Origin of the sequence: Enterococcus raffinosus (assembly GCF_001886185.1) — a bacterium.
Lineage (GTDB): Bacteria > Bacillota > Bacilli > Lactobacillales > Enterococcaceae > Enterococcus_A > Enterococcus_A raffinosus.
Window position 1 is genome coordinate 153,023 of sequence record NZ_JXLA01000003.1, and the last position, 23,119, is coordinate 176,141.

Below are 23,119 nucleotides of genomic sequence, written 5' to 3' on the forward strand. Positions count from 1 at the left end.
CTGCATTTCTTGATATTTTAGATTATTTTTTAAGAGAATAGACCAAAAAGGCCTATTTTTCAATTATTTTCAAATTTGTTAAAAAAATGATTCTGGAACAGCTCGTTTAAAAGTTGTTTAAAAATCTTTTTTGTTAAATCGAACAAATGAGGTGAATATGTGCTAAAAGAGAAAATTAAGAATTTACCAAGAACTCCCGGAATTTATAGAATGAAAAACACTAGCGGGGAAGTAATCTACGTTGGAAAGGCAAAAAACTTGAGACAACGTGTGAGTTCCTATTTTGTTAAAAACAAGCAACACTCCCGTAAAGTTCAAGAAATGGTCCGCTTGATCGACGACTTTGATTATGAATTGGTGGCAACTGAATTTGATGCGCTCTTATTAGAATGCCATTTAATTCATCAACTTCGCCCAAGATATAATCGAATGATGAATTACTATGAAGGCTACGGCTACTTTCAATTTCTTAACAAACCACCCTACTTGAAAGTTCTGAGTGAGTGGTCAGAAGATGGGCTAGTCATTGGTCCCTTTTATAAGGAAAGTAAAATTCAAGAGCTGAAGGAAATAATTAATAGCACCTATCGTCTAGATGGTCCTTTAAAGTATGTTGCCGGTATCGTCAAGAGTTACAAGGAAATCTCTCCAGATGAGGAGTTTGAGTTGCGTATTCAAGAAATCAAAGACACCTTACTTGGTCAATCCACTGCTCTGCTTACTCGAATTGATCAGCGGGTCCAAGCAGCTAGTGAGCGACACGATTACGAAGCTTCTGCACAATGGTGGAACAATTACTTGACTGTTCAAAGGTTTCTGCGCCGCAATAAGCAGTTGATCCAAATCATGCAAAACCAAACTTTTGTAGGAATACTACCTGAAGAGGGCGGCTATTACTGTTACCTTTATGCTAAAGGAGAACTCTTGAATCGAGTCGTCTATCAACGAAAGCCTTCCTTTAAACAAGCAAAAAAGAGATTAGCTCAAGGTGTCTCCGCCAAAACGTGGCAACGACTCAATGAAAAAGATCGGTTAGAAAAGGAAGATGTCGATCTCTTCCCCATTTTCTTTAACTATTTGAACCAGCACGGACAAGTTCTAGGATTTTCTACTGAGGAAGAATAGCTCCTATTTGTATTCGATTTCATTCCTTGTTACAATCAGCGTAGGAGTTTATGAAATGAGGGATGGCTATATGCAAATTGAAAAAATCACTAAACCAGCACAAACAATCGTTTCGATGTCTACTCATATCTCACATGAGCATCTACCAGATTATATCGGAACTTCCTTTATGGATTTGTTAGAATATATTCAAAAACACGGAGCTGAGCTCGTGGGAACACCGTTTATTTCCTACTTAAATCTTGATGATACAGGGCAGCCTAAAGATGAATTATTAGATGTAGAGATTGGTTTTCCTATTGATAAAGAAATTCCTTCAACAGAAAAATTCCAAAGTTATGTACTTCCAGGATATCAAGCAGTTCGGACGCTTTATGTTGGGGATTACGATGATTTAACAGCATCTTATAAGGAATTGATCGATGCGATTAAGCAAGAAAATGGCATCTTCACTTTCCGCAGCTATGAGTACTTTTTAACGGATGCTTCAGTCCCTTTAGAGGATCAAGAAACGATGATTGAATTGACTTATCGCTTAAAGCGAAAAGATCTATTTACAGAATGATCTCATCAACATTAGAATAAAATGAGAGCCCTTCGATTAAAAACTCGAAGAGCTTTTTTCTTGTTTCTTCTTTTCCAAAGTCTTTTTAATCAGGCAAACGACGTTTTTTTATTTTATCGGCATTCAATTACTTACATAATAAAAAAACAAAAACAGAAAAGACTTTAAGAAACCTTTTAAAAGTTATATGTAAGTTACCTTTCTTTTTCAGTTTAACTCTAGACGAGTTTCGGTAAAAATTATCTTTTCTTCAATCACTTATAAGGAAAAAGTAAGTGAATCTTAAAGAGTTGCTAAGTTATCTTATGTCATTTTTTATTATTCTAAGCAACAAAAAAACGTCCATAAATAACTAAAATAATTATATAGACGTTCTTTTCTAAATATGTTTAAATTAATATATAGTTCTTTTTGAAAATGTTAAGATTGTGTTAAAATCATTACAAATTGAATTTAACCGTCTATTTATAGATGGACAAGCAGTATTTTTTCATTATTTACTAATCTCCTTGATTAGAAGGTTTGTCCCCACGTCTCGATCGCTGTTTTGTCTGTTGAATGAGTGAGAATCGTTAGGCTTGAATTTTCTAAGATTCCTCTCTCACGAATTTTTGCTAGTGGCACTCCATTCAAGGTATTCAATAGAGCCATTAGCAAAATCCCATGGCTAACGACCAATATTTTTTCTTTCGGATATTTTTCTGTCACGCTGTCAATCACTGCTTTACTTCTTTCGATTAAATGTGAATAAGATTCCGCGTGAAATTTCTCTGCGTCAAACAAATCTGGACGTGTGCGATAATTTTTTAAATCTTCCGGATAGGCTTCAGTAATCTGATCAATCTTCTCACCATCCCAATCGCCTAAACGCATTTCTCGCAAATCCTCAATAATCGTCAATTCAGGCGGCCGTTTATTTTCTGAAAGAATGATCTGCGCAGTTGTTTGCGCGCGCATTTGAGGTGAAGTCAATGCAACATCGAATGGAACATCCTTAAGATATTGCGCCATTCGCTTCGTTGCCTCAACTCCTGTTGGAATCAATGGAGAATCAACGGTTCCCCCATTAAATCGTCCCGCTTCATTAATTTCTGTTTTTCCGTGTCGAACAAAATAGAATTGCGTCACACTCTCACTCCCTGTACTCATAATCCTCAAAATAGAGCAATCAGCCAAACTGATTCAACAACCTGCAGCTTAACTTTTGCTTCAATGGATTTCTCCCACCCAGTATACACCAATAATCGGAGAAAACGATCAAAAAAAAGAAGTTCCTTGATAAATTCGACAAAAAATAACTGATTTATAAAACGGATGCGGCGAATACACGTGACATTGTAATCGGATTCATCTATAATTAAAACAACAATATCTACTATATCGCCTTGTTTTTAATAGAGATGTTTGTAATTGAGCAAGAAAACTATAACTTTTTAGTATGAAATTAAGAGCACAGAACTTATTTTACGAAATGGAGGGCATCGTATGGAAAAAAGAAAAGAACAGACCAGTACAGATTTGGCTTTGGCCACAGCGGGTATTTTCAGCTTGATTCTTTTTAGCATCTTAATGCTCGCACGTGTCGTGGAGCATCGCGAGGTCATGGATCTGTTTAGTCTCTTTACAGGTGCTGCCTCTGCCTTCTGTTACGGAAAGTTCCTATGGATGAAGCAAAAAAGTTGGTTAACATTATCGGTCATTCTTCTCATCTGTTGTCTTTTCTTCTTTGTTCGCTATTTATTTTAACTCTTCCCTGCCGATAATTTATCGGCAGTTTTTTTCTGTCTGAAAGTTTGCTACTATTTATATAGAGTTATTCAGTGCATTTATTAATAAGGAGGCAACTATGTCTGATTTTGCGATACTCGTGGACTATCTAACGACCATCCCGGAAAATCCAACTTTTCAATCTGATACATTATTGATTGCTGGAAACAGCTTACCTCAATTGATTATTTCCGCTGCACAATTTTGCCAGAGGGAAAATGCTGTAAAGCGTGTCATTTTTGTTGGAGGAATTGGTCATGGCACAGAACCTCTGATCACCAATTGCAAGAAATTTTATCCGGCGCTTGTTCGACCAGAATGGGATCAGCTTTCAGAGGCAGAAATTACCCAAGAGATATTTCTGCAGTTTTGTTCGCGCAAGCTTACTTTTCTATTAGAAAGAAAATCCACCAATACTGGGGAAAATGCCCGTTTTTCTTACGAGCTTTTTAATAAGGATACACCAAAAAACTTTTGGTTAGTTCAGGATCCCATGGTCCAAAAACGCAGCCATGTCACCTTCAGCAAAGAATGGCAATTGCCTCTATCAGCAATCCAGCCGCTCTTTTTTGAACAACCAAAGCTGATTGATTTTGATACACGCCCACATTTTAAAAATTCTGTAATGGATGACTGGTGGGCACCTGATTATTTCTTATCTCTCGTTGTTGGTGAAATTCGTCGATTGAATGATGATTCCGAAGGCTATGGACCAAAAGGCGCAAATTTCATTCCTCATGTAGAGGTTCCTGAGAACGTATTGGACAGCTATCGCCGTTGTCGAAAATATTTGGAGAATATCGAACGGAAATAACCCTTCCTTTTTCTATTTATAAAAAGATCGTACTCATCTAACAGAGTACGATCTTTCTTTATTCCTTACTTTTATTTTGCATCTCCTTTTCGCTGTAAAAGTGATCAGATAGTTTGGACTCTTCCTAATCCTCAGATCACCAAATTTTTTATTTTTAACATGTTCAGGCTCTTCGTATTCCGTCACAAACCGAATCAACCCGTCCTTTGCGCGAATGACGATAATAGCAACTGTCGTCATTCGATTTTGCCATTTACGTGCCTGCAAACTTAAAAAATTTGCTTCAGGCTGGCCATTAAGACGTAGATTGATCTTTTCTACTTCATGAAAAAGGTCATAAACCGAGTGTAAAAACTGCGGTTTCCTCTTTTCTTCAGCATGCTTAAATTTTCCTCTTTTTTTCTTTTCGATCGTGACCCATTGTTCTGAGGCTTCTGAGGTCATTCCCATGGCCCATCCCTCCTGCTGTGCACTAACAAATTTTGCCTTTCACCTTAATTAGATTATAGCTGGAGTTTGCTGTTTATCCTGAGACAATCTTTATTTCGTATAACTATTCTTTTTCAAAAGTTTAAATTTATTGGTTTTTTTCCAGAAAAAAAGGCTGCAATCAACTTTGCAGCCTTTCATCTATTCTTTTTATTCGATCACAGTACCTACAAAGCCCGCTACCTTATCAAACAGATCTCCGAAGAAACCAGAAACACTTTGCCACAATCCGCCAAAATTAGGATTCGCAATAAAATTTTGAACCTGAGAGATCACTTGGTCCTTATACACATAAATGATGAAGAGCAAAAACAAGACGCCGGCGATACGCCATAATACAGAACCAACCTTCACGACAAAGAAAACCAATAATGCGATAAACGCAAGAGCGATTAATTGATCCATCTTCAAATCCTCCTTTACTAACTATCTATATACTTCAACCATCAATTGTCTTTACGATCAACTTATAGGTATAGTATGCCTCTTTTCTTACTATTTGGCATGGGTCGAAAGTCTGATATCTGATCATAAAATTCAAGAAAAAAGAATTCTAAGAATTTTGTAATCGTTTTCTTTGCTGCTGTATCGCTCTTTTTAGTATTAAGAAAAAGAAAACGACTCTTATTTCTTTGTATTTTAACAGAAACTTTCTCATAAACTCTAAGCGTATTTACGCTATATTAAAAATTATTCTCGTTACTATGGAAGCAAATAAACCGTTGAAGGAGTCGTATTTGTGTCTACAATTACTGAACAAGCCTTAGAAGAATTAAGTCCCTTTGAATTAAGTCTCTTTTTGGAACAAAAGATCCACGAAAATAAAAAGGTTACCAACCTTTTGAACGCTGGACGAGGAAACCCTAACTGGACCGCTCCTACTCCGCGGGAAGCTTTCTTTTTGCTTGGTCAATTCGCTACGCAAGAAACGTTATATGGCACAGGGGAATTGACTGCGGGAATGATCCAATCTGATACAGGTCGCGGACAACGCTTCGTTGATTTTTTAGCAGCACATCCAGGTAAAGGCGCCGATTTTTTAAAAAAAATCTGGTTTTCTGACAATAATTATCTTGGAATGCCAAAAGACGCCTGGTTGACTGATATGCTGGACCACATTATCGGGGACAATTATCCAAACCCCGTTCGTTGCTTAACTGCCTGCGAAGGACCTATTAAAGCTTATTTGAATCAGGAATTATTTTCCGACAGCAGCATACCTTTCGATATTTTCGCTGTTGAAGGCGGAACTGCGGGGATCTGCTATATTTTTGACACCCTATTAAATAACTTCTTATTGAATCGTGGCGATAAGATCGCTTTGATGCTGCCGACATTCGCGCCTTATTTAGAAATTCCAGAGTTACCAAAGTATTCCTTTGATATCGTCAAGGTTCAAGCAAAACAAACAATGATTGACGGAAAAATGACGTACCAATATCCAGACGAAGAAATCAATAAATTGCGAGATGCTGATATTAAAGCTGTTTTCGTCGTCAATCCAAGCAACCCGACAGCAAACGCACTAGCACAACCAACCATTGATTTACTAAAAGATGTTGTTGCAACAGATAATCCTGAGTTAATGATTTTGACAGATGATGTTTACGGTACATTTGTTCCAGTCTTTACTTCTCTATTTTCCGAACTTCCTTACAATACCGCCTGCATCTATTCTTATTCGAAATATTTTGGTGCTACCGGCTGGCGTGTAGGAACGATTGCTGTAGCTAAGCACAATCTTTTTGACGAATTGATCGCAAATCTACCGCAAGAAAATATTGAGCTGCTAAATGAACGATATGCATCATTGACTGCTGACCCAACGACAATCACCTTTATTGATCGAATCGTGGCAGACAGTCGTGACGTGGCATTGAACCATGCCTCTGGCCTTTCTGCACCGCAGCAGGTCATGATGGTGATGTTCAGCTTGTATAGCCTACTAGACGAAGGAAAAGCCTATAAAGCTGAAGTCATGGATATTTGCCGCCAGCGGGAAAAATTACTATTCCATACTTTAGGTCTACAAGAACCATTAGAAGACTTAGATACTGCTTATTATTGCGAGATCAATTACGAAGAGTGGACCCGTAAACGATACGGCAACGCCTTCGCAGATTATTTGAAAAATAAATGGACCGTTACAAAGGTTCTAACCTCTTTAGCAGAAAAAGAACAATTGATGCTATTAAAAGCCAATGCTTTCGGCAGCAGTGAGTGGGCCGTGCGGGTTTCCTTAGCAAACTTAGCCACTAATCAGTACCCAGAAGTTGGCAAACGAATCATTCGTTTGACGGATGAGATTCGTGATCAATGGATGAAAACAAAATAACTACCTTTAACCTTGAGCCTAGCTCAAGGTTTTTTCTTTTTCTTCTGCTAGTGGTACACTTTATTATGTAAATTGGCTGAGGGAAAACAAAGCCAATTGGCTGTTTTCAGCTGAGAAGTAAAAAGCTATCCTATAAAAAACAAATGGAGCGTTTCTATATGAAAAAAGTTGCAACCATCGCCGGCTCTGATGCTACAGGCGGAGGCGGTTTAGAAGCCGATCTAAAAACCTTTGAAGAATTTGGTACCTTTGGTTTGGCGGCGATCACTTCGATTGTTACCTTGGAACCAGAAACTGGGGCGCATCATTTACGCACCCTTCCATTAGAGCTGATTCAAGAACAAATCGCCTCTATCTTTGCGGGACCGATTGACGCGATCAAGACTGGCCTGCTGCCCTCGCAGGAAATCATAGGTCTTGTTAGTGAGATTCTTCCGAAAGATATTCCACTGATCGTTGATCCCGTTATTGGCGGCAAAGGAACCCAAGACTTTATTAAAACTGACCAAGTTCAAGCATTACGGGAAAATTTATTGCCCCAAGCACTAATCACAACCCCTAATTTACGAGAGGCCGGTATTTTATCCGAATTAGGAGAGCTCACTTCAGAAGAACAAATGAAGAAAGCGGCAAAAAAAATTGCTTTGCTTGGGGTCAAGCATGTCGTAATCAAAGGTGGTGCACGTTTGGCTTCGAAAGAAACCTTAGACTTGCACTATGATGGCAGAAATTTCCAGCGCTATCCCCATGCTGTGATTGACACACCGTTTAATCATGGTGCCGGCTGTACTTTTGCCGCAGCCATCACTGCAGCAATCGCAAAAAACTATCCCGTTGAGGCTGCCATCAAGCAAGCGATTGATTTTGTACAGGCCGCGATCACAATGGGTGAACAAATCAATCCATATGTAGGACATGTATGGCATGGCGCCTACACCCACGGAGAAAAACGATTGGAGTATTCAGATGAACAGTGATAAACGAATTCAAAACTTAGTCTTGGTCGCGCTCTTTGCGGCACTTACCTTGATGGGAACCATGATCAAGATTCCTTTGCCGACTGGCGCCTTCATTCATTTCGGCAACTCAGTGGTGCTTTTAGCTGTCCTATTAGTCGGCTATTGGCAAGGCGCTTTAGCTGGCGGGATCGGTTTTTTTGTCTTTGATATTTTAAATGGCTTCGCCGCGGAGGCCCCTTACTTCTTAGTAGAAAGCTTTGTAGTAGGCGCCGCAGCTTATGTTGCCTTTTCTATTTTCAAACGCAAACCTACCCGCATTTGGCAGGTTATCATTATCGGGATTTGCGCCGGTATTGCGAAATTCGTCATGTCGGTCATTAAAGCAACAGTGATGGCAATGATCGCTGGGGCACAGCTGAAGCCTGCCTTCTTCGCTGCATTAGCCACTATGCCCGCTACTGTCATAAATATTTTTTCAACGATTCTAATCGTAAGTCTCGTCTACTTCCCATTAAGACGGGCCATGCAGTTGATTTTTCATAATCAACCTGTCTAATTTATGCTATAATAGATGTCCTTGGCAGGGGCGAAAGCTAAAAATACGACCTGAAATTTTCAATAATTTCAGGTCGTATTTTTAGCTTTTTTGTATGCAACTGGCTGAAAAACATATATCAATCGTTACATTTTACAGAATCCTCCTTCATCGAATCCAACTGCTTTTTTGAATCACAGAAAACTTGCCATGTTTTGATTTGCTGCCCTTTAGTTTCCACCTTCCATGCAGCTGGAAAAGCCCAATGATTCTCAGGTTTTCCTAAATAAGAGCCACTGGCCTTACCGATTATCATCGTAAATCTCTCATTCACTGCATAATCATCAATTTCAATTCGGTAGTCTGGAAACCACTCAAAATACCCTTGCCAGCCTAGCTTCATCGCTTCTTTTCCTTCTCGATCACCATATGTATCAATGAATTGAAAATCCTCCGCCATCTTCTCAATGATCTGCGGAAGATTTTGCTCGTTGATCGCTGCAATAAATTCCTCAATTACCTTTTGTTCCATGCCCACTTCCTCCTATAACCTTTTATGCTTCTAGTATAGCAAGAAAGGCAACGTACTTTTTGCTGAACCCTTAAACGAATCGTCAATAATCATGATAAATATTTCATAAAAAGAGCATTTTTCTCATTTGAATTAGTGTATATTGTAAGTATTCTGTAAAAATTCTTTTCAAAAAAGGAGGATGTTTATGATCTCTATCCACATCTGTGAAGATGATCCAACTATATTGACTTTTTTACAGAAAAAAATTACCGATATTTGCATGATCGAGGACTACGATTTCACAGTAGAGACCGTCACTACCTCTCCTCAAGAAATAGTAGCCGCACTCTCATCTAATCCTAGACAAGGCATCTATTTTCTAGATGTTGATTTAAAAGATGAAACAATGAATGGGTTCGAATTAGGAAAACAGATTCGCTCACTGGATACTCGTGGTTTTATCGTATATGTCACGTCTCATTCGGAGCTTTTAACTGAGACATTTAAATATCGGCTAGAAACGTTGGATTATATCCCCAAAGAAGATGAAAAGCATATGCTGGAAAGAATTGCTTTATGCCTTGCAGATATTAATGAACGCTGCAAAAATGACAAGCGTGAGAAAAAAGAATTTTTCGCTGTTCAGCGGATGAATGAAACCTCTTATGTCCCGCTGGAGGACATTGTCTATTTTGAAACTTCAACGAAAAAGCACGTTCTAAATCTCGTGGCAGAAGGAGCCTTTATTGAGTTTTACGGTAAGCTTGCAGATATTCAGGAGCAGCTAGGCGAAGCGTTCGTTCGCACCCATCGCTCCTATCTAGTTAATCGTTCGTTTATCTCAGGGATAAATAAACAAAAGAAATTGATTCAATTAACAAATGGCAATACTGTTTTGCTTTCACGTACTAAAAAGAATGAAATTTTAGCGCTTTTGGAAGAGTAAGGGAGGAATATGCGTATGACTGAATTTTTACTGTTTCTAAAATCACTTCCTTTTCATGCTCCACCTCTATTTGTGACAGATCTTATCAGCTTTTTCTTTTTATTAAAAGTATTCAATTTACATGTTGATGGCAGGAAACAGCGGGCGGTCAACCTGTTTACCATAGGCAGCTTTTCAATCGTCCAATCCGTTTTTGTTTTTCTATTGAGTGACAGCAGCTTAACGTTGTTAGCGCGAATAGTAGTCTTTTCCACCTATTCTGCCTTTTTTGTTTTTGCTATGTCTCTATTGATTCATTTAAACGCTAAACATTTTCCACTGTATAAAATCACGATGCTCTCTATTTTGATTTTGCATCTGAACATTCTGGTAGAAATGATTTCGGGCTTTTTCCTGCTTTTAATTGTCTTGATTGCGAATCGCGCCGACATTCTACCAATCAGCAATGCGTTTGCTCCACTATTTTTTTATCTATTTGACGCCCTTCTTCTTTTAGGGGCTTTCGCTATTTTGTTGCGTACTCGTTTTTCTAATTACCTGAATGAAATTTTTGAGCAACGCTCACTATGTATCAAGCTTTGCTGGGTGGCGGCGGTGATTCAAATTGCTTCTTACTCTCTTCTGCATGCTATGAAAAATACGCTGTATTGGAGTCTTGCGATTTCTGGCATTATCGTGATCAGCTTCCTACTTTGTCTGTTTTTAATCGCGGTTTACTCAAAAAATTTAAGTAAAACATTGGAGCTTAAACAATCTCGTCTATTGCTTTTGCAGCAGCAAGCCTATATGAAGCAGTTAGAAGCCATTCAAAATGAGTTGCGGGCGATTCAGCATGATCATAAAAACCTTATCACCGGACTTTACCTCCACGCAAAAGATGGTGATACTAAGGAAATTCAGCGCTATATTGAGAAATTCTTGTTAAATATGGATGAAGGAATCCAAGAGCAAATGAAATGGAGCAATCAATTAACCAGCATCGCTTCCCCAGAACTCAAGGGACTGCTGCTTTCTAAAATGCTTTTAGCACAGCAACACGATGTTTTCTTTAACTTGGAAGTCGCTACAACGGTAGAAGAGATCAAAATGGCCACCAATGATTTTATTCGTTGCATGGGTATTCTGCTGGACAACGCAGTGGAAGCGGCCCAATGTGAAGACGAAAACCGCCGAGTGGACATTCTTTTTTACAAAGAAGAGGACAAATTGACCCTTGTGGTGAAGAATCCTTGCCAAGAAAAGGTCAATCTCGCCAAAATTAGGAATCGTGGTGTCTCCACGAAAGGAAGCGGCCGCGGTTTAGGCCTGTCCATTTATCAAGAGGTTGTTCAAAAATACAGCAATATCTTAAGTGAGACGAAGCAGCAAAATGGTGAGTTTATCCAGGAGCTAGCGATATTTGACTCTTAATTACCGTCGTTTAGGACAAAGAATCAACCGTTTAGGAAGAATGCATCGCTAAGGATGACTTTTCCTATATCCTTACTTTTGTAATATGATTTTTTATGAAGGAGTGAAAAAATGTACGAGGATGAACAGAATGAAAAAAAGCAGTTGACCATTTTTTCTGCAATTGCTTTTGGCATGCCTGTCATTATGGGGTTGTTTATGTGGTATGGCTATAGCCAAGGGAAAAATATTGATTTATTTTCTATGACTCATATGTACTATCCTGCTGCTGGAGCGATGATCGCCTTGATGATTGGCGGAAGAGACAATAAGCTTTTGCCTAAACCTTTCTTTATTTGCTATTTATTGCAGACTGTCGTGATGATCGGCTTCAGCTTAATGGGGCTGTTTACCGATAGTAAGGCTCTTGTTCAACAAGCAACTATCATTATGCTGGTGGGTGGCCTGCTATTGTTAATTTGCTTAGGGATCGCCAAAAAGGAACGACGTGCGGCTTATGGGTTGAGCCGAAAAAATTGGAAAGCAACGATTGGAATGGTCCTGCTTTATCTCATTTTATACGTTGCACGAATGTTGGTCGCTTTTCTTTTTGAAGGTGGGATAGACCCATTAATCAAGACCTTCTCAGATTCAATGACCTGGATCGCTCTTTTTTCAACATTGGCTTCCTATATTCTTTTATTCGTCCCTTATTTTGGCGAAGAATACGGTTGGCGCTATTTCTTCCAGCCAATCTTACAAAAAAGATATGGCTCGATTAAGGGCGTTTTACTTCTCGGACTTCTTTGGGGGTTGTGGCATTTACCATTGAATTTCTTCTTTTATACGTCGCCAGCGGACGGCATTATTTCAGTAACCAATCAGGTTGTTGTGTGTCTGGCATTGGGAATCTTTTACGCTTATGCCTACATGAAGACCGATAACATTTGGACAGTTGTTGCGATGCACTTCTTAAATAATAATTTAGTACCGATTTTTTCTGGCGATTTAACTGGAGAATCAATGAAGGGTTACAGCATAACTTGGAATGATGTAGCACTTATGGCCGTTATCATGACCCTCTTTTATGCTTGGCCAGCCTTGACAAAATTCTTTAGAGATCGCAGGAATCTCAATCCAACACCTGAATACCGAGCGGATCAGGTAGCCTATAGCTTAGAAAATGAAAAAGATATGATTGGGTAAAACATACATTCCATAAAATAGTAACCTTAAAAACGCACCTTCAAAAGTTAGAGCGACGTTCTAATTGATTGAAGGTGCTATTTTTATTGAAAAAAACCTTTCGATTTCACCTGATTTGTCATCCATTCCTCCTTTCAACAAGTGACCTTCTACTAATCAACGACTTCACTATTGACTCTGTTCGTTCAAAATCTAAATAATTAAAATAATTTATGAATACAAAACTCTTTTATTATTATATTTTAATGTGTTATACTTTTAATTGTAAGTTTGTTATTAAATAAAAGAAGGAGAGGAGGAAAAGACATGACCTTTTTCGAACAAGAAAAGCCTTACCGTGTCACATTTGATCTGGAAGAAAACATCTTCATTGTTTATTCTACTCTTACCGGTCAACAAGGAACTGGAATCACCATTGAACAAGCGATCTATGACTTAAAAAAATCTGCCTAAGGAGCGCATCTCTCAATGAATGAAGCCTATAATTAAAAGCCTCTGCTTATGAATGGAAAGCAGGGGCTTTTTTGTGTCTTCGTCTTACATAATTGTTCGTTCATGATAAGGTAAATCCATGTCTTCTTCTGCTTGATTCAAGCTATACTAAAGCAACAAAAAAATACGGAGGTTGAAAATCATGAAAAAAATGTTATTTCCATTCTTCGCAGTAAGTTATTTCTTGGCTCATGTGACGTTGCATCTGACCCTTCATCCCATTCATTGGGTGGCTGGTTTGTTTAATTAGTGAGGAATCGAATATGATTGATTTAATAATCGACTTTTTTATCAGCTTAATCAGCTGGAGCGTGGAATTTTTTGGACAAATGATTGATATCATTTCGGATATTATTGTCTATTTATTCTCTGCCCAGCTTTAAAAAAATTCCGGAGTCCTTAAAAAAGGGCTCTTTTTTTCTTGACTATCCCCTTCTTTTGTTAGAAGATGAGAGTTTGAGTAAGAAAGTAGGAGAAACATGAGTATCTTAGATTTAACAGGCATCGCCCAACAATTTGGTGACAAAATCCTGTATGAGGATTTAGAATTACATTTGAATAAAGGGGAACACCTTGGGCTGATTGGACAAAATGGCGCAGGAAAAAGTACCTTGATTAAAATCATTACCGGAGAACAGTTGCCGGATGAAGGCACCATTGCCTGGCAAAAAAATATCCATGTAGGGTATTTAGACCAATACGTTGAAGTTGATCCAACCCTGTCTATCAAGGAGTTCTTGAAAACCGCCTATGCGGCAGATTTTGAAAAAGAAGCAAAAATCGGTGAGCTTTACATGGCCTACAGCGAATCTATGGATGATAAGCTGTTAGAAAAAGCGGGTCGCTTACAGACAGAGTTAGACCAAGGAGATTTCTATCAAATTGATACCTTGATCGCTGAAATGAGCAGCGGATTAGGCTTAGACGTTTTAGGTATGGACACCCCGCTGGAAGACTTGAGCGGCGGACAGCGCTCGAAACTGATTTTAGCAAAATTATTGTTGGAAAAACCAGATGTCTTGATCTTGGATGAGCCGACAAACCATTTAGATGATGAACATGTTGCATGGCTGAGTCAGTTTCTTCAAGATTTTGCCGGTACCTTTGTGGTGATTTCTCATGATCGTGATTTTTTGAATCAAATTACCACGCATATCGCAGACATTGAGTTTGGGAAATTAACCAAGTATACAGGCAATTTGACGAAGGCGCTAAAACAAAAAGAACAATTCCAAGAAACCTATATGAAACAATACGCTGCACAAAAACGTCAGATTGAAAAAACAGAAGCCTATATTCGCAAGTACAAGGCCGGTTCACGTTCAACAATGGCGAAAAGCCGTCAAAAGCAATTGGATAAGGTGGAACGTTTGACTCCACCCTCTTCCAACGCAGTGGCTCACTTTGAATTTCCTTATGCGCCGATTGTAACAACACTAGCACTTGAAACTACTGATCTTGAGATCGGCTATCAAAAACCGCTGTTGGCCCCCATCAACATTACTTTACGTTATGGGGAAAAGGTCGCCATTCGTGGATTTAACGGAATTGGTAAGTCCACCCTGCTGAAAACATTGATTGGAGCAATTCCAAAAATAGCGGGTGAATTCCATTTTCCAGCCAATACAAAAATTAATTATTTTGAGCAGGACCTGCAATGGGAGAATCCGTACCAAACACCGCTGCAATATTTAAGCGAACATTTTCCAAAAGAAACCGTGAAAGAATTGCGGAAGCATCTTGCGAAAGCAGGGTTGCCAAATCAAATCGCTCAGGAACCACTTAGCACCTTAAGTGGTGGAGAACAAACCAAGGTCAAGCTATGTCAAATGACCATGCAAAAAGGCAACTTATTGATTCTCGATGAACCAACCAACCACATCGACCAAGCCACAAAAGATAGTCTGCGTGAAAGCTTGGCAAACTTTGCCGGCACCGTTATCGTCGTTTCTCATGAGGAAGGTTTTTATCAGGATTGGATCGATCGTGTGATCGAGATCAGTCAGTAATAATTTACTAAATTAGCCTATAAGAATTGCTCCAGCAACTGCTCCTATTTCTAGGAAGAATTGCTGGAGTTTTTTTGCGTAATTGGATTCAAGAAAAATTTTGAGAGAAGCTCCTCGTTTTTCTATCCACGATAAAACGGGATGTGATACTATTTAATTAGTAATACTAAGGCTCAACTGTTAGTTGAGGGCTTTTTTCACGCGTTCAATCAAAGGTTGATTGCCTATTGTATATCTTGGAGGATAAACTAATGGTAGAGATCGGAACAACTATCAAAGAATTGAGACAGGCTAAGAGAATGTCCCAAAAAGAGCTAGCAGAGCATCTGCACGTTACACCTCAAGCCGTGTCCAAGTGGGAGCTTGGCAAAAGCTATCCTGACCTAGACACTTTGCTTCAGCTGAGTGACTTTTTCCATATCTCGACAGATAAACTGCTGGGGAATGCTTCACCATCATTCCTCGAGGCCCTCTTTTCAAAGAAAGGAAACAGGACTATGAAAAAGAATGCCCCTGAATCAAAACCAGAGTATCCAAAAGGACCCGTTCCAAAAGCGATAAAGGTAGAGAATGCCGCTAATTATCTAATGATCACTTTTGATAATGGAGAAACGCGCTACTTAAGATCTCATTACCTTGATGACTACTTAGATGCCTATTCTCTAAAAAAAGGACGAGGAAAAAGACGGCTCCTTATCGGTGGTGGGCCAGCAACGATGTGGCTTGGCACTGAAATTGAGATCTTAGATGATGGTACAGTCCTTTTATTCGGCAAAGACCGTTATTCTCCTCAAGAACTGTGGTATGAAAGCCGGTCTAGAGCCATCGATCTATCAGAATAAAGAAAAAAAGGGCTTCCCATTTCGAGGCCCTTTCATATTGTCTTTATAACCATTGAAGTTCTTTACATTCCTTTAACGTCAAGCCAAAACTTTCGTAATTCTCCATCATGCGCTGACGTAAACTTGGATCTTCCGTCCCCTCTTTGATCAGCACATCAATTCCTGCTGGTGTAACTAAAGACTTCTCAAACCGAATGACCAATAGATCTCCCTTCATCGTTACGACTTTCCAATGACTACTTAATAATCTCAACATACCGACTCCACGCCAGACAAACTGATCTCCCGCTAAACGATCGATTCCTCTAATCTGCTTCGTTTTTCCGTTGGCTTCATATTCCACCAGATCAAGTAGCTCTACTGTCTTTTTCTCCGTTCGTTTGTAAGTGATTCGCGGATGTTTTCTTTTCTCAGACAACCACATAGGAAACGTCGTACCTTTGATTGTCCAAGTGCCATCAAGCTGCGTCTGCCATTTTTTCATGCTTCCACCTCAGTTTCTTCTTTTTAGTGTAGAATACATTCGATTTTCACAAAAGAAATATGCTTTTTCGTAATTTTAGGCATGCCGAATCTTTTTCTTTTCATTTCCTGATTTTGGGTGTATGATTGCTTCGTAGAAAAGTTTATAGAAAGGTGGGAGCTTTTTGAGCAAAAATAATCATCCCATTTTAGAACATACAAACGGACTTTCTTTAGAAGAAGTCAATGGTACGATCAAAGTACCAAAAGGAAAAAGTTTCTGGCGGACATTGCTCGCCTATTCAGGACCGGGGGCACTCGTTGCTGTCGGGTATATGGATCCAGGAAACTGGTCAACCTCGATTACCGGTGGGCAAAACTTCCAGTACCTTTTAATGTCAGTTATTTTGATTTCTAGTTTGGTGGCGATGCTTTTGCAATATATGGCGGCTAAACTAGGAATTGTTACTCGCATGGACTTAGCGCAAGCGATACGCGCGCGAACCAGTAAATCATTGGGGCTTGTTCTTTGGATATTGACTGAGTTGGCGATTATGGCAACAGACATTGCGGAAGTAATCGGAGCTGCCATTGCCTTGTATCTCTTATTCAATATTCCGCTGGTCATCGCTGTCTTCATTACTGTTTTTGATGTCTTTTTACTACTGCTGCTGACAAAGGTCGGCTTTCGGAAGATCGAAGCGATTGTCGTTTGTTTGATTTTTGTGATTCTTTTCGTTTTTATTTATCAAGTAGCCTTGTCTGATCCTAACTGGGGGGATGTTTTAAAGGGCTTTATCCCGACAAGCGAAACATTCGCCAATGATCCTGCAATTGGTGGGCAAACCCCGTTAACAGGAGCCTTAGGAATTATCGGGGCAACGGTTATGCCCCATAATTTGTATCTTCACTCCGCGGTTTCACAAACTCGCGAAGTCGATCATGACGATGAAGAAGATATTGCAAATGCGGTTCGTTTCACCACTTGGGATTCGAATATTCAATTGTCTTTAGCCTTTTTAGTCAATGCGCTCCTATTAATCATGGGGGTGGCAGTCTTTAAAACAGGCACTGTCAAGGACCCCTCATTCTTTGGTCTTTATGAAGCCTTGTCAAATCCAGCTACTATGAGCAACGGTATTTTAATGAGTGTCGCAAAAACTGGCGCACTTTCCACCTTGTTCGCCGTTGCATTACTAGCCTCAGGTCAAAATTCGACGATTACTGGTACCTTAACTGGACAAGTAATCATGGAAGGCTTCGTCCACATGCGGATGCCAATCTGGCTTCGTCGTTTGGTTACTCGTCTAATATCGGTCGTGCCTGTATTGATCTGCGTGCTGCTTACTCGTGGCGATACAGTGGTTGAAGAGCATGAAGCCTTGAACAATTTAATGAATAATTCGCAAGTCTTCTTGGCCTTTGCCTTGCCTTTTTCTATGCTGCCGTTGTTAATGATGACCAATAGTAAAGCCGAAATGGGCGAACGGTTTAAAAACAAACGAATCATTCAGTTCCTCGGTTGGGTCTCAGTGGTGGGTTTGACGTATCTGAACTTGATTGGCTTACCTAGCCAAATCGAAGGCTTCTTCGGTAACAATGCCACCGCAATGGAACTCGCAACTGCCGATACCATTGCCTATGTTTTGATTGTCGCAGTATTGGCTCTGCTAGTATGGACAGTTGTCGAACTACACAAAGGCAATAAACGTGTTGCGTTGGCTGCAAAAGAATTAGATGAAGATTTATCGGACTAATAAAAAACAGAAATCCCTATTTAACAGGATTTCTGTTTTTTTATTTGCTTGGATACCAATTAATGTCGGCCTTTTTCGCTTGTGAGAAAAGTTGGCGATAGGTTAATTTATAGTCGTTTCCATCCTTGATGAAATGGGTGCCGCATTGACGAAATTCAAAGGGAATGTTCCGTGTAATGGCTTCCTCCCTCACCTTCAAAATCCAATCATAATTCAAGGGTCGAGCATTTCTATGGTACTCTCCGCCTGCCACCACTAATTCCACATCGTCGAGATAGTCATTGATGGTCACTTCTTCAATCAAAGGTTGGCAGATAATATTTTTATGCTTAATCGGCAGCTGCTGCAGCAAGGACAATCGTTGATTTGCGCGCGTCTGGTTTTCTACAGATACACCGATGGTCACATTGTCATAGCCATCGCCCCAATCCTCAGGAACCACGTCCATTAACCGTTCAAGGCGCTTCGTTAAGAAAATGAACTCTAAATCTTTCCGTTCTTTGATCATCTGCCAGCACTCTTCACGCCACGGATCCGCTTCTTCAATCAAAAAATCACTGGAAAAGCAGACGTAAACCTTTTGTCCCCCCTTCATTTTGTAGCCATTTTTCGTTTTTTTGATCGGCGCATCAAATTGAGCAGATTTTTCAATCTTGCTTGTATCAATCGCCCGTTTTTTGTCACCTTCATGAATAAAAAACAGTATTTACAGCCCTCGCTAACGCGGCGACAGCCTCGCCACGGGTTCCACATTGCCATGTGCTCACCTGCTTTTTTCTTTTATCTTATCAAATATATGTTTGAAAGTGCGAACTATTTCTTTATCAAAGCATTAATTGCCTAAAAATGCTAAAATCAAGCTATAGATTTTTATAAAAAAGGAAGTGATTTTTTGGAAGAATATCGCGGCTTATTAGAAAAAACGATTTTACTGCAAGAAAAGCCGATCATGATGTCTTTGTTGATTATGAGTGATGGCGAGAACAAAACAGAGGTCTTGATCAAAGACCGCTATTTATCAAGCTACGTTTTCCGTCTGCCGGAAAATAAATATAGAATTCATATCGAGGGGCGTCGGAATAAACGAAATCAGCTTGTTGCCAAGCACTTTGAGATCATGAATCCTGATGAATATATCAAGATTATCGGTGCACCAGAATAAATCGAGCAACGCAAAGATAGTAAAAGAATAGGAGCAATTCCCTTGTCAAAGAAAACTAAACTAGTTGCTGCAATCGTGATTGCGGCAGCTAGTTTCGCTGTGTATAGCGTAAAAGATCAGTTTCAAGATACAAAAACAACGTCACCTACTGCCTCTCAAACACATGTAATCTCTGGGCAGGAGGATTTAGCCAAACTTGAATACGAAGGCACTCAAACCATTGAGATTAACCAAAACAAACCAACATTTTCCAAAGGGGACCTTTCCACTGAAAAGGGGCCTTGGGAAAAATACGGAGATTTAGATTCTTTGAATCGAGCAACAGATGCGGAAGCATTATTGAATAAAAAGTTAATGCCAACAGAAAAACGGGGAGAAATTTCCAGTGTGACGCCTACTGGATGGCACAGCAAAAAAATCAATGGCCAATATTTGTACAATCGTTCTCACCTGATTGGCTACCAGCTAAGCGGAGAAAATGCCAACTGGAAAAACTTGATTACTGGTACTCGCCAGTTAAATAGTCCCGAAATGCTGCGGTTTGAAATGGATATCAAATATTACCTCGAGAAAAGTACGAAGAATTATGTCCGCTACTCGGTTGTTCCCGTGTTCCGCGGAGATGAATTACTCGCTCGTGGCGTTCATATGATGGCGCAATCAGTTGGCAGTGACGCGATTCATTTTAACGTGTACATCTTTAATGTCCAAGAGGGCGTCACTTTGAACTATGCGGACGGAACCAGTACCCTTGCAAAAACAGTAAGCACCCATACTTCGTCCTCTGCCCCATCTTCAAGGAAGGAATATGTCGATAGTAACGGAAAAGGATTGATCAAGGGCTCAAAAAGCGGAGTCTATCATCTGCCAGGTAGTAAATATTACGACAATACCACAAATCCCAAGGCATGGTTCAAAACCATTGAGGAGGCAAAAAAGGCGGGGTATCGGGCACCAAAATAATTTTTGAAAGAAAATCTACACTTTTACTTTACAGATACATTTCTTATGTTACAATATTGTTACGAAATAATTAAAGATAATCTTCAACTTCCGTCTATGTACGAGTGAGTGGTTGACTATCGCATAAGAAATGAGTTTACATCATTAAAGGAGTGAGATTTTTGAAAAAAACATTAGTAGCTTTATCATTACTCGTTCTATTCCCCATCAGTGCCTATGCAGAAACTGAAAGCTCCACTGTGTCAGACAATGCGGCTGTAGCTTCAACTGAACAATCAACACCTGTCCAAGATCAAAGCGCCGACAATACTGTGGGTGACTCAAGTGCTCCAGCTGATGCAACTATGGCCAGCGGCACAGAAAACAGCGAAACGAAAGATGTTCAGAAAGCACAGGATAAAACCGTTGATCAAATTGAAAAGGAAACGGGCGTGAAAAAGAGCAGCGACCCTATCGGGAATGAACAGGATACCGATAAGATTCGTGAGATGCTGAAGGACGAATCAATGAAGAGTATCATTTCATCTAGCGAAGTGGATGACTATACCGACCAGCAGTTATTAAATGCTATGACAGTTTGTGTTAGAATCAGCACAGACACCTATGGTTTAGATGTTGGCGGCTATGCTCGGATTCTTCAAGCACTTTACAAAGACAACACCCTATCTTGGGATAAAATCCAAAATATCTTAAATTACAATCCTAGTAATTACACCAATGCGATTGAAATGACGGATCAAATTGACAGTTTGCAGGCATATTTAGCCGCGCTTTATCCAAGTAACAGCTCATTCATGCCGATTCGTCAAATGAGCAATCAGGAATTAACCAATGTTCTGAAACACATTTCACCAATTCAAGAAAAGATGATTGGTACGGACGGCGACTTTTTCCCAGGCATCATCGCTTGGATCGCACGTTATTCGAAAGATGACGCTATTCGCAATGGTACAGCTGCGAATACAACCACCAGCACCACGGAGGAATCTACGACAGCCTCAACGACTCAAAGTGCTGAAAATAAAGCACCAGTAAAAAATGATACTGACAAAAAAGACGACAAAGGCGGCTTCCTACCAAAAACCGGTGAAGAAAGAAGAACCTGGTTGACGGTTGCTGGGGTAATTATTTTGGCCCTTATCGCTTTTATCATGGTTCGTCGCAATCGTAAAAAATAAAGAAAATCAGTGAGCGGAAGTCCTTCGCTCACTGATTTTTTTATTTTGATTGAAACGCCTGCCAATCAGCTTCGAATTGAGCGATACCATTGGTAGTCAAGGGATGGCTCCACAATTTCGGGAACAGGCTGCCTGGAATTGTTGCAATGTCTGACCCAGCTAACGCTGCTTCCTCCACGTGACCTAGATGCCGAACACTTGCCGCAATAATCTCTGTATCAAAATCATAAATATCAAAAATATCACGTAAATCACTGACTAATTGGATTCCATCTGAAGCGATATCATCCAAACGTCCTAAAAAGGGACTGACATAAGTGGCGCCGGCTTTTGCTGCCATTAAGCCCTGCGCCGCTGAAAAAATCAACGTCACATTGGTTTTGATTCCTTCTTTTGAGAGGGTGTAGACCGCTTGTAGGCCTGCTTCGGTCATCGGGATTTTAACGACGATATTCTTCGCCCATTGACTGATTTCTCTCGCTTCGCGAATCATCCCTTCACTTTCCAGCGAAGTGACCTCCGCACTGACTGGTCCAGGTACCAACGCACAGATTTCTTTGATAACCGTCTCAAAGTCTCTGCCCTCTTTTGCGATAATCGTTGGGTTTGTTGTGACACCATCCACCAAACCCAGTCGATTGATCCGCTCAATTTCTTCAATATTTGCCGTATCTAGAAAAAACTTCATGTTCTCCTCCTATAATAGGTCGTTCCATCAGCAACAGTCGCATTTGTACCTAGCTAACAACTAAAAAATAAAGCGTTTTCTATCCTATCTAGAGTATACCCACTCTCCTTTCCTCCTTCAACTTTCAGCTTAATGTTGTGACAATTTTGTTCGTTTCAGATAGGTCCCTCGCCCGATTTTCGAAAGAACATTTCTTGATACGCTATATGTATCAACAATGAAAGGAAGGTCATACTACTTATGATCAAAAAAATATTAGGCGTTATCGCCTTCATCACCATTTTACTCTTTGGATCGATGCTTTACTCAAAAAACTCATCCAGCGAGATCGCTGGGGTTATGGATCAGCTAAACCCATTAGTAAAGGAAAGTGAGCTCTATGTAAAGACAACAAAACCACAATCCGTCAATGAATATGGGACAGCCAGCTACCAGCAATTAGCAGCCAATAAAGAGGGAGAGACACGGACGATTCAATTTAACGGCCTCTCTGAATTAAAAACCGATCGTTACCTGAAGCTAACAAATAAAGGTGCTCATGTAGAAACTTACGAAGAAGTTCGCAGAGATCAAGTACCGGAAAAAGCTTTAAATGAAATTGATCCGCGATAAAAGTGGTACCTCGTCACACAATTATTTGACTAAAAATCATTGGAAAAATTTCATGTCTTTATAAAGTTAAAAAATTTCATGATAGACTTTTTATCTACAAAACTCACCTTGCTTGGATAGATATCAGGTAAACTATGGATTTTGGTCCTCATTTAATAGGAACACATTCTTTAAGTCGCTCCGATTAATTACATAGACGGGCTGTAGGAAATAAGAAAACAATCAGACAATTGAGCAGATGCTACATCAAAAAACCTTACTAAGATATAGTTTTACATTTAGTGGCTCTATAATTTCTAGGACTGATAGA

At 39.7% G+C, this 23,119-nt stretch carries 26 protein-coding genes; 18 read left to right on the forward strand and 8 right to left on the reverse strand.

Features of this window, described 5'->3' with window-relative positions:
- Positions 1-210 precede the first annotated feature (210 nt).
- Together RV13_RS02505 and RV13_RS02510 are read left to right on the forward strand one after the other, a co-directional pair.
- Complete coding sequence (locus RV13_RS02505; protein WP_192926142.1) at positions 211-1,125, forward strand: GIY-YIG nuclease family protein; 915 nt, start codon at positions 211-213, stop codon at positions 1,123-1,125.
- Positions 1,126-1,195: 70 nt separating this feature from the next.
- Positions 1,196-1,690, forward strand: a complete 495-nt coding sequence (locus RV13_RS02510; RefSeq protein ID WP_028020873.1) for a GyrI-like domain-containing protein — start codon at positions 1,196-1,198, stop codon at positions 1,688-1,690.
- Between the two features lie 513 nt (positions 1,691-2,203).
- On the opposite strand, the gene RV13_RS02515 is transcribed toward RV13_RS02510, so the two are convergent.
- Entirely contained in the window at positions 2,204-2,818 is a 615-nt protein-coding gene (locus RV13_RS02515; protein ID WP_010743740.1) for a histidine phosphatase family protein, read from the reverse strand.
- A gap of 357 nt (positions 2,819-3,175) precedes the next feature.
- On the opposite strand from RV13_RS02515, the gene RV13_RS02520 reads away from it, so the two are divergent.
- Both RV13_RS02520 and RV13_RS02525 read left to right on the forward strand, forming a co-directional pair.
- Positions 3,176-3,436: a DUF6442 family protein gene (locus tag RV13_RS02520; RefSeq protein WP_010743741.1), complete on the forward strand. Its 261-nt coding sequence runs from the start codon at positions 3,176-3,178 to the stop codon at positions 3,434-3,436.
- Between the two features lie 100 nt (positions 3,437-3,536).
- Entirely contained in the window at positions 3,537-4,271 is a 735-nt protein-coding gene (locus RV13_RS02525) for a YdcF family protein (RefSeq protein WP_010743742.1), read from the forward strand.
- Between the two features lie 33 nt (positions 4,272-4,304).
- On the opposite strand, the gene RV13_RS02530 is transcribed toward RV13_RS02525, so the two are convergent.
- Both RV13_RS02530 and RV13_RS02535 read right to left on the reverse strand, forming a co-directional pair.
- Positions 4,305-4,721 carry a hypothetical protein gene (locus tag RV13_RS02530; protein WP_010743743.1) on the reverse strand — a complete coding sequence of 139 codons (417 nt, stop codon included), beginning with the start codon at positions 4,719-4,721 and terminating at the stop codon, positions 4,305-4,307.
- Between the two features lie 189 nt (positions 4,722-4,910).
- Positions 4,911-5,165 carry a hypothetical protein gene (locus RV13_RS02535; RefSeq protein ID WP_010743744.1) on the reverse strand — a complete coding sequence of 85 codons (255 nt, stop codon included), beginning with the start codon at positions 5,163-5,165 and terminating at the stop codon, positions 4,911-4,913.
- A 334-nt stretch (positions 5,166-5,499) separates the two neighbouring features.
- Between RV13_RS02535 and aspD the strand changes: the two genes are divergently transcribed.
- The 3 genes from aspD (at position 5,500) to RV13_RS02550 (ending at position 8,610) form a co-directional block, all read left to right on the forward strand.
- Positions 5,500-7,095, forward strand: coding sequence for an aspartate 4-decarboxylase (gene aspD / locus RV13_RS02540; RefSeq protein WP_010743745.1), 1,596 nt, complete (start codon positions 5,500-5,502; stop codon positions 7,093-7,095).
- Between the two features lie 158 nt (positions 7,096-7,253).
- On the forward strand, positions 7,254-8,072 hold the full coding sequence (gene thiD / locus RV13_RS02545) for a bifunctional hydroxymethylpyrimidine kinase/phosphomethylpyrimidine kinase (protein ID WP_010743746.1): 819 nt from the start codon (positions 7,254-7,256) through the stop codon (positions 8,070-8,072).
- Positions 8,062-8,610: an ECF transporter S component gene (locus RV13_RS02550; protein ID WP_028020693.1), complete on the forward strand. Its 549-nt coding sequence runs from the start codon at positions 8,062-8,064 to the stop codon at positions 8,608-8,610. The genes thiD and RV13_RS02550 overlap by 11 nt, the downstream gene beginning before the upstream one ends.
- A 118-nt stretch (positions 8,611-8,728) precedes the next feature.
- On the opposite strand, the gene RV13_RS02555 is transcribed toward RV13_RS02550, so the two are convergent.
- Positions 8,729-9,121 carry a nuclear transport factor 2 family protein gene (locus RV13_RS02555; RefSeq protein WP_010743748.1) on the reverse strand — a complete coding sequence of 131 codons (393 nt, stop codon included), beginning with the start codon at positions 9,119-9,121 and terminating at the stop codon, positions 8,729-8,731.
- Between the two features lie 187 nt (positions 9,122-9,308).
- Between RV13_RS02555 and RV13_RS02560 the strand changes: the two genes are divergently transcribed.
- The 6 genes from RV13_RS02560 (at position 9,309) to RV13_RS21650 (ending at position 15,987) form a co-directional block, all read left to right on the forward strand.
- Positions 9,309-10,049, forward strand: coding sequence for a LytR/AlgR family response regulator transcription factor (locus RV13_RS02560; RefSeq protein ID WP_010743749.1), 741 nt, complete (start codon positions 9,309-9,311; stop codon positions 10,047-10,049).
- Positions 10,050-10,064: 15 nt separating this feature from the next.
- On the forward strand, positions 10,065-11,459 hold the full coding sequence (locus RV13_RS02565) for a sensor histidine kinase (RefSeq protein WP_010743750.1): 1,395 nt from the start codon (positions 10,065-10,067) through the stop codon (positions 11,457-11,459).
- A gap of 111 nt (positions 11,460-11,570) precedes the next feature.
- On the forward strand, positions 11,571-12,644 hold the full coding sequence (locus RV13_RS02570; protein ID WP_010743751.1) for a CPBP family intramembrane glutamic endopeptidase: 1,074 nt from the start codon (positions 11,571-11,573) through the stop codon (positions 12,642-12,644).
- A gap of 306 nt (positions 12,645-12,950) precedes the next feature.
- Positions 12,951-13,097 (forward strand): hypothetical protein, encoded by a 147-nt coding sequence (locus tag RV13_RS20970; RefSeq protein WP_010743752.1) that lies wholly within the window; start codon positions 12,951-12,953, stop codon positions 13,095-13,097.
- Positions 13,098-13,615: 518 nt separating this feature from the next.
- Positions 13,616-15,145, forward strand: a complete 1,530-nt coding sequence (locus RV13_RS02575; protein WP_010743755.1) for an ABC-F family ATP-binding cassette domain-containing protein — start codon at positions 13,616-13,618, stop codon at positions 15,143-15,145.
- 251 nt (positions 15,146-15,396) lie between these two features.
- Complete coding sequence (locus tag RV13_RS21650; RefSeq protein WP_010743756.1) at positions 15,397-15,987, forward strand: helix-turn-helix domain-containing protein; 591 nt, start codon at positions 15,397-15,399, stop codon at positions 15,985-15,987.
- Between the two features lie 43 nt (positions 15,988-16,030).
- On the opposite strand, the gene RV13_RS02585 is transcribed toward RV13_RS21650, so the two are convergent.
- Positions 16,031-16,471 carry a hypothetical protein gene (locus RV13_RS02585; RefSeq protein ID WP_010743757.1) on the reverse strand — a complete coding sequence of 147 codons (441 nt, stop codon included), beginning with the start codon at positions 16,469-16,471 and terminating at the stop codon, positions 16,031-16,033.
- Between the two features lie 163 nt (positions 16,472-16,634).
- Here RV13_RS02585 and RV13_RS02590 point away from each other — a divergent pair, with 163 nt between their 5' ends.
- A complete protein-coding gene (locus tag RV13_RS02590; RefSeq protein WP_010743758.1) occupies positions 16,635-18,206 on the forward strand; it encodes an Nramp family divalent metal transporter in 1,572 nt (523 codons plus the stop codon).
- 40 nt (positions 18,207-18,246) lie between these two features.
- Here the strand turns inward: RV13_RS02590 and RV13_RS02595 are convergent, their stop codons facing one another.
- Both RV13_RS02595 and RV13_RS21735 read right to left on the reverse strand, forming a co-directional pair.
- Positions 18,247-18,801: a DUF5131 family protein gene (locus tag RV13_RS02595; protein ID WP_010743759.1), complete on the reverse strand. Its 555-nt coding sequence runs from the start codon at positions 18,799-18,801 to the stop codon at positions 18,247-18,249.
- Positions 18,798-18,965 (reverse strand): DUF5131 family protein, encoded by a 168-nt coding sequence (locus tag RV13_RS21735; protein ID WP_016250127.1) that lies wholly within the window; start codon positions 18,963-18,965, stop codon positions 18,798-18,800. Before RV13_RS21735 ends, RV13_RS02595 begins: the two co-directional genes overlap by 4 nt.
- A gap of 133 nt (positions 18,966-19,098) precedes the next feature.
- On the opposite strand from RV13_RS21735, the gene RV13_RS02600 reads away from it, so the two are divergent.
- From RV13_RS02600 to RV13_RS02610, 3 genes are all read left to right on the forward strand, one after another.
- Positions 19,099-19,368, forward strand: coding sequence for a hypothetical protein (locus RV13_RS02600; RefSeq protein ID WP_010743760.1), 270 nt, complete (start codon positions 19,099-19,101; stop codon positions 19,366-19,368).
- A 42-nt stretch (positions 19,369-19,410) separates the two neighbouring features.
- The gene (locus RV13_RS02605; RefSeq protein WP_010743761.1) at positions 19,411-20,331 is read left to right on the forward strand and encodes a DNA/RNA non-specific endonuclease; all 921 of its coding nucleotides are present in this window, start codon (positions 19,411-19,413) and stop codon (positions 20,329-20,331) included.
- Between the two features lie 161 nt (positions 20,332-20,492).
- A complete protein-coding gene (locus RV13_RS02610; RefSeq protein WP_010743762.1) occupies positions 20,493-21,509 on the forward strand; it encodes an LPXTG cell wall anchor domain-containing protein in 1,017 nt (338 codons plus the stop codon).
- A 40-nt stretch (positions 21,510-21,549) separates the two neighbouring features.
- Here the strand turns inward: RV13_RS02610 and fsa are convergent, their stop codons facing one another.
- Complete coding sequence (fsa, locus tag RV13_RS02615; RefSeq protein WP_010743763.1) at positions 21,550-22,197, reverse strand: fructose-6-phosphate aldolase; 648 nt, start codon at positions 22,195-22,197, stop codon at positions 21,550-21,552.
- 240 nt (positions 22,198-22,437) lie between these two features.
- On the opposite strand from fsa, the gene RV13_RS02620 reads away from it, so the two are divergent.
- Positions 22,438-22,809: a YxeA family protein gene (locus RV13_RS02620; protein ID WP_010743764.1), complete on the forward strand. Its 372-nt coding sequence runs from the start codon at positions 22,438-22,440 to the stop codon at positions 22,807-22,809.
- Positions 22,810-23,119 lie beyond the last annotated feature (310 nt).

Coding starts and splice junctions, on each gene's coding strand:
- RV13_RS02585 (WP_010743757.1), bottom strand. CDS start 16,471: ATGAAAAAATGGCAGACGCAGCTTGATGGCACTTGGACAATCAAAGGT.
- RV13_RS02575 (WP_010743755.1), top strand. CDS start 13,616: ATGAGTATCTTAGATTTAACAGGCATCGCCCAACAATTTGGTGACAAA.
- RV13_RS02510 (WP_028020873.1), top strand. CDS start 1,196: ATGCAAATTGAAAAAATCACTAAACCAGCACAAACAATCGTTTCGATG.
- RV13_RS02535 (WP_010743744.1), bottom strand. CDS start 5,165: ATGGATCAATTAATCGCTCTTGCGTTTATCGCATTATTGGTTTTCTTT.
- RV13_RS21735 (WP_016250127.1), bottom strand. CDS start 18,965: ATGGCAATGTGGAACCCGTGGCGAGGCTGTCGCCGCGTTAGCGAGGGC.
- RV13_RS02565 (WP_010743750.1), top strand. CDS start 10,065: ATGACTGAATTTTTACTGTTTCTAAAATCACTTCCTTTTCATGCTCCA.
- fsa (WP_010743763.1), bottom strand. CDS start 22,197: ATGAAGTTTTTTCTAGATACGGCAAATATTGAAGAAATTGAGCGGATC.
- RV13_RS02520 (WP_010743741.1), top strand. CDS start 3,176: ATGGAAAAAAGAAAAGAACAGACCAGTACAGATTTGGCTTTGGCCACA.
- RV13_RS02555 (WP_010743748.1), bottom strand. CDS start 9,121: ATGGAACAAAAGGTAATTGAGGAATTTATTGCAGCGATCAACGAGCAA.
- RV13_RS21650 (WP_010743756.1), top strand. CDS start 15,397: ATGGTAGAGATCGGAACAACTATCAAAGAATTGAGACAGGCTAAGAGA.
- RV13_RS20970 (WP_010743752.1), top strand. CDS start 12,951: ATGACCTTTTTCGAACAAGAAAAGCCTTACCGTGTCACATTTGATCTG.
- RV13_RS02550 (WP_028020693.1), top strand. CDS start 8,062: ATGAACAGTGATAAACGAATTCAAAACTTAGTCTTGGTCGCGCTCTTT.
- RV13_RS02505 (WP_192926142.1), top strand. CDS start 211: ATGAAAAACACTAGCGGGGAAGTAATCTACGTTGGAAAGGCAAAAAAC.
- RV13_RS02595 (WP_010743759.1), bottom strand. CDS start 18,801: ATGAAGGGGGGACAAAAGGTTTACGTCTGCTTTTCCAGTGATTTTTTG.
- thiD (WP_010743746.1), top strand. CDS start 7,254: ATGAAAAAAGTTGCAACCATCGCCGGCTCTGATGCTACAGGCGGAGGC.
- RV13_RS02530 (WP_010743743.1), bottom strand. CDS start 4,721: ATGGGAATGACCTCAGAAGCCTCAGAACAATGGGTCACGATCGAAAAG.
- RV13_RS02525 (WP_010743742.1), top strand. CDS start 3,537: ATGTCTGATTTTGCGATACTCGTGGACTATCTAACGACCATCCCGGAA.
- RV13_RS02560 (WP_010743749.1), top strand. CDS start 9,309: ATGATCTCTATCCACATCTGTGAAGATGATCCAACTATATTGACTTTT.
- RV13_RS02570 (WP_010743751.1), top strand. CDS start 11,571: ATGTACGAGGATGAACAGAATGAAAAAAAGCAGTTGACCATTTTTTCT.
- RV13_RS02620 (WP_010743764.1), top strand. CDS start 22,438: ATGATCAAAAAAATATTAGGCGTTATCGCCTTCATCACCATTTTACTC.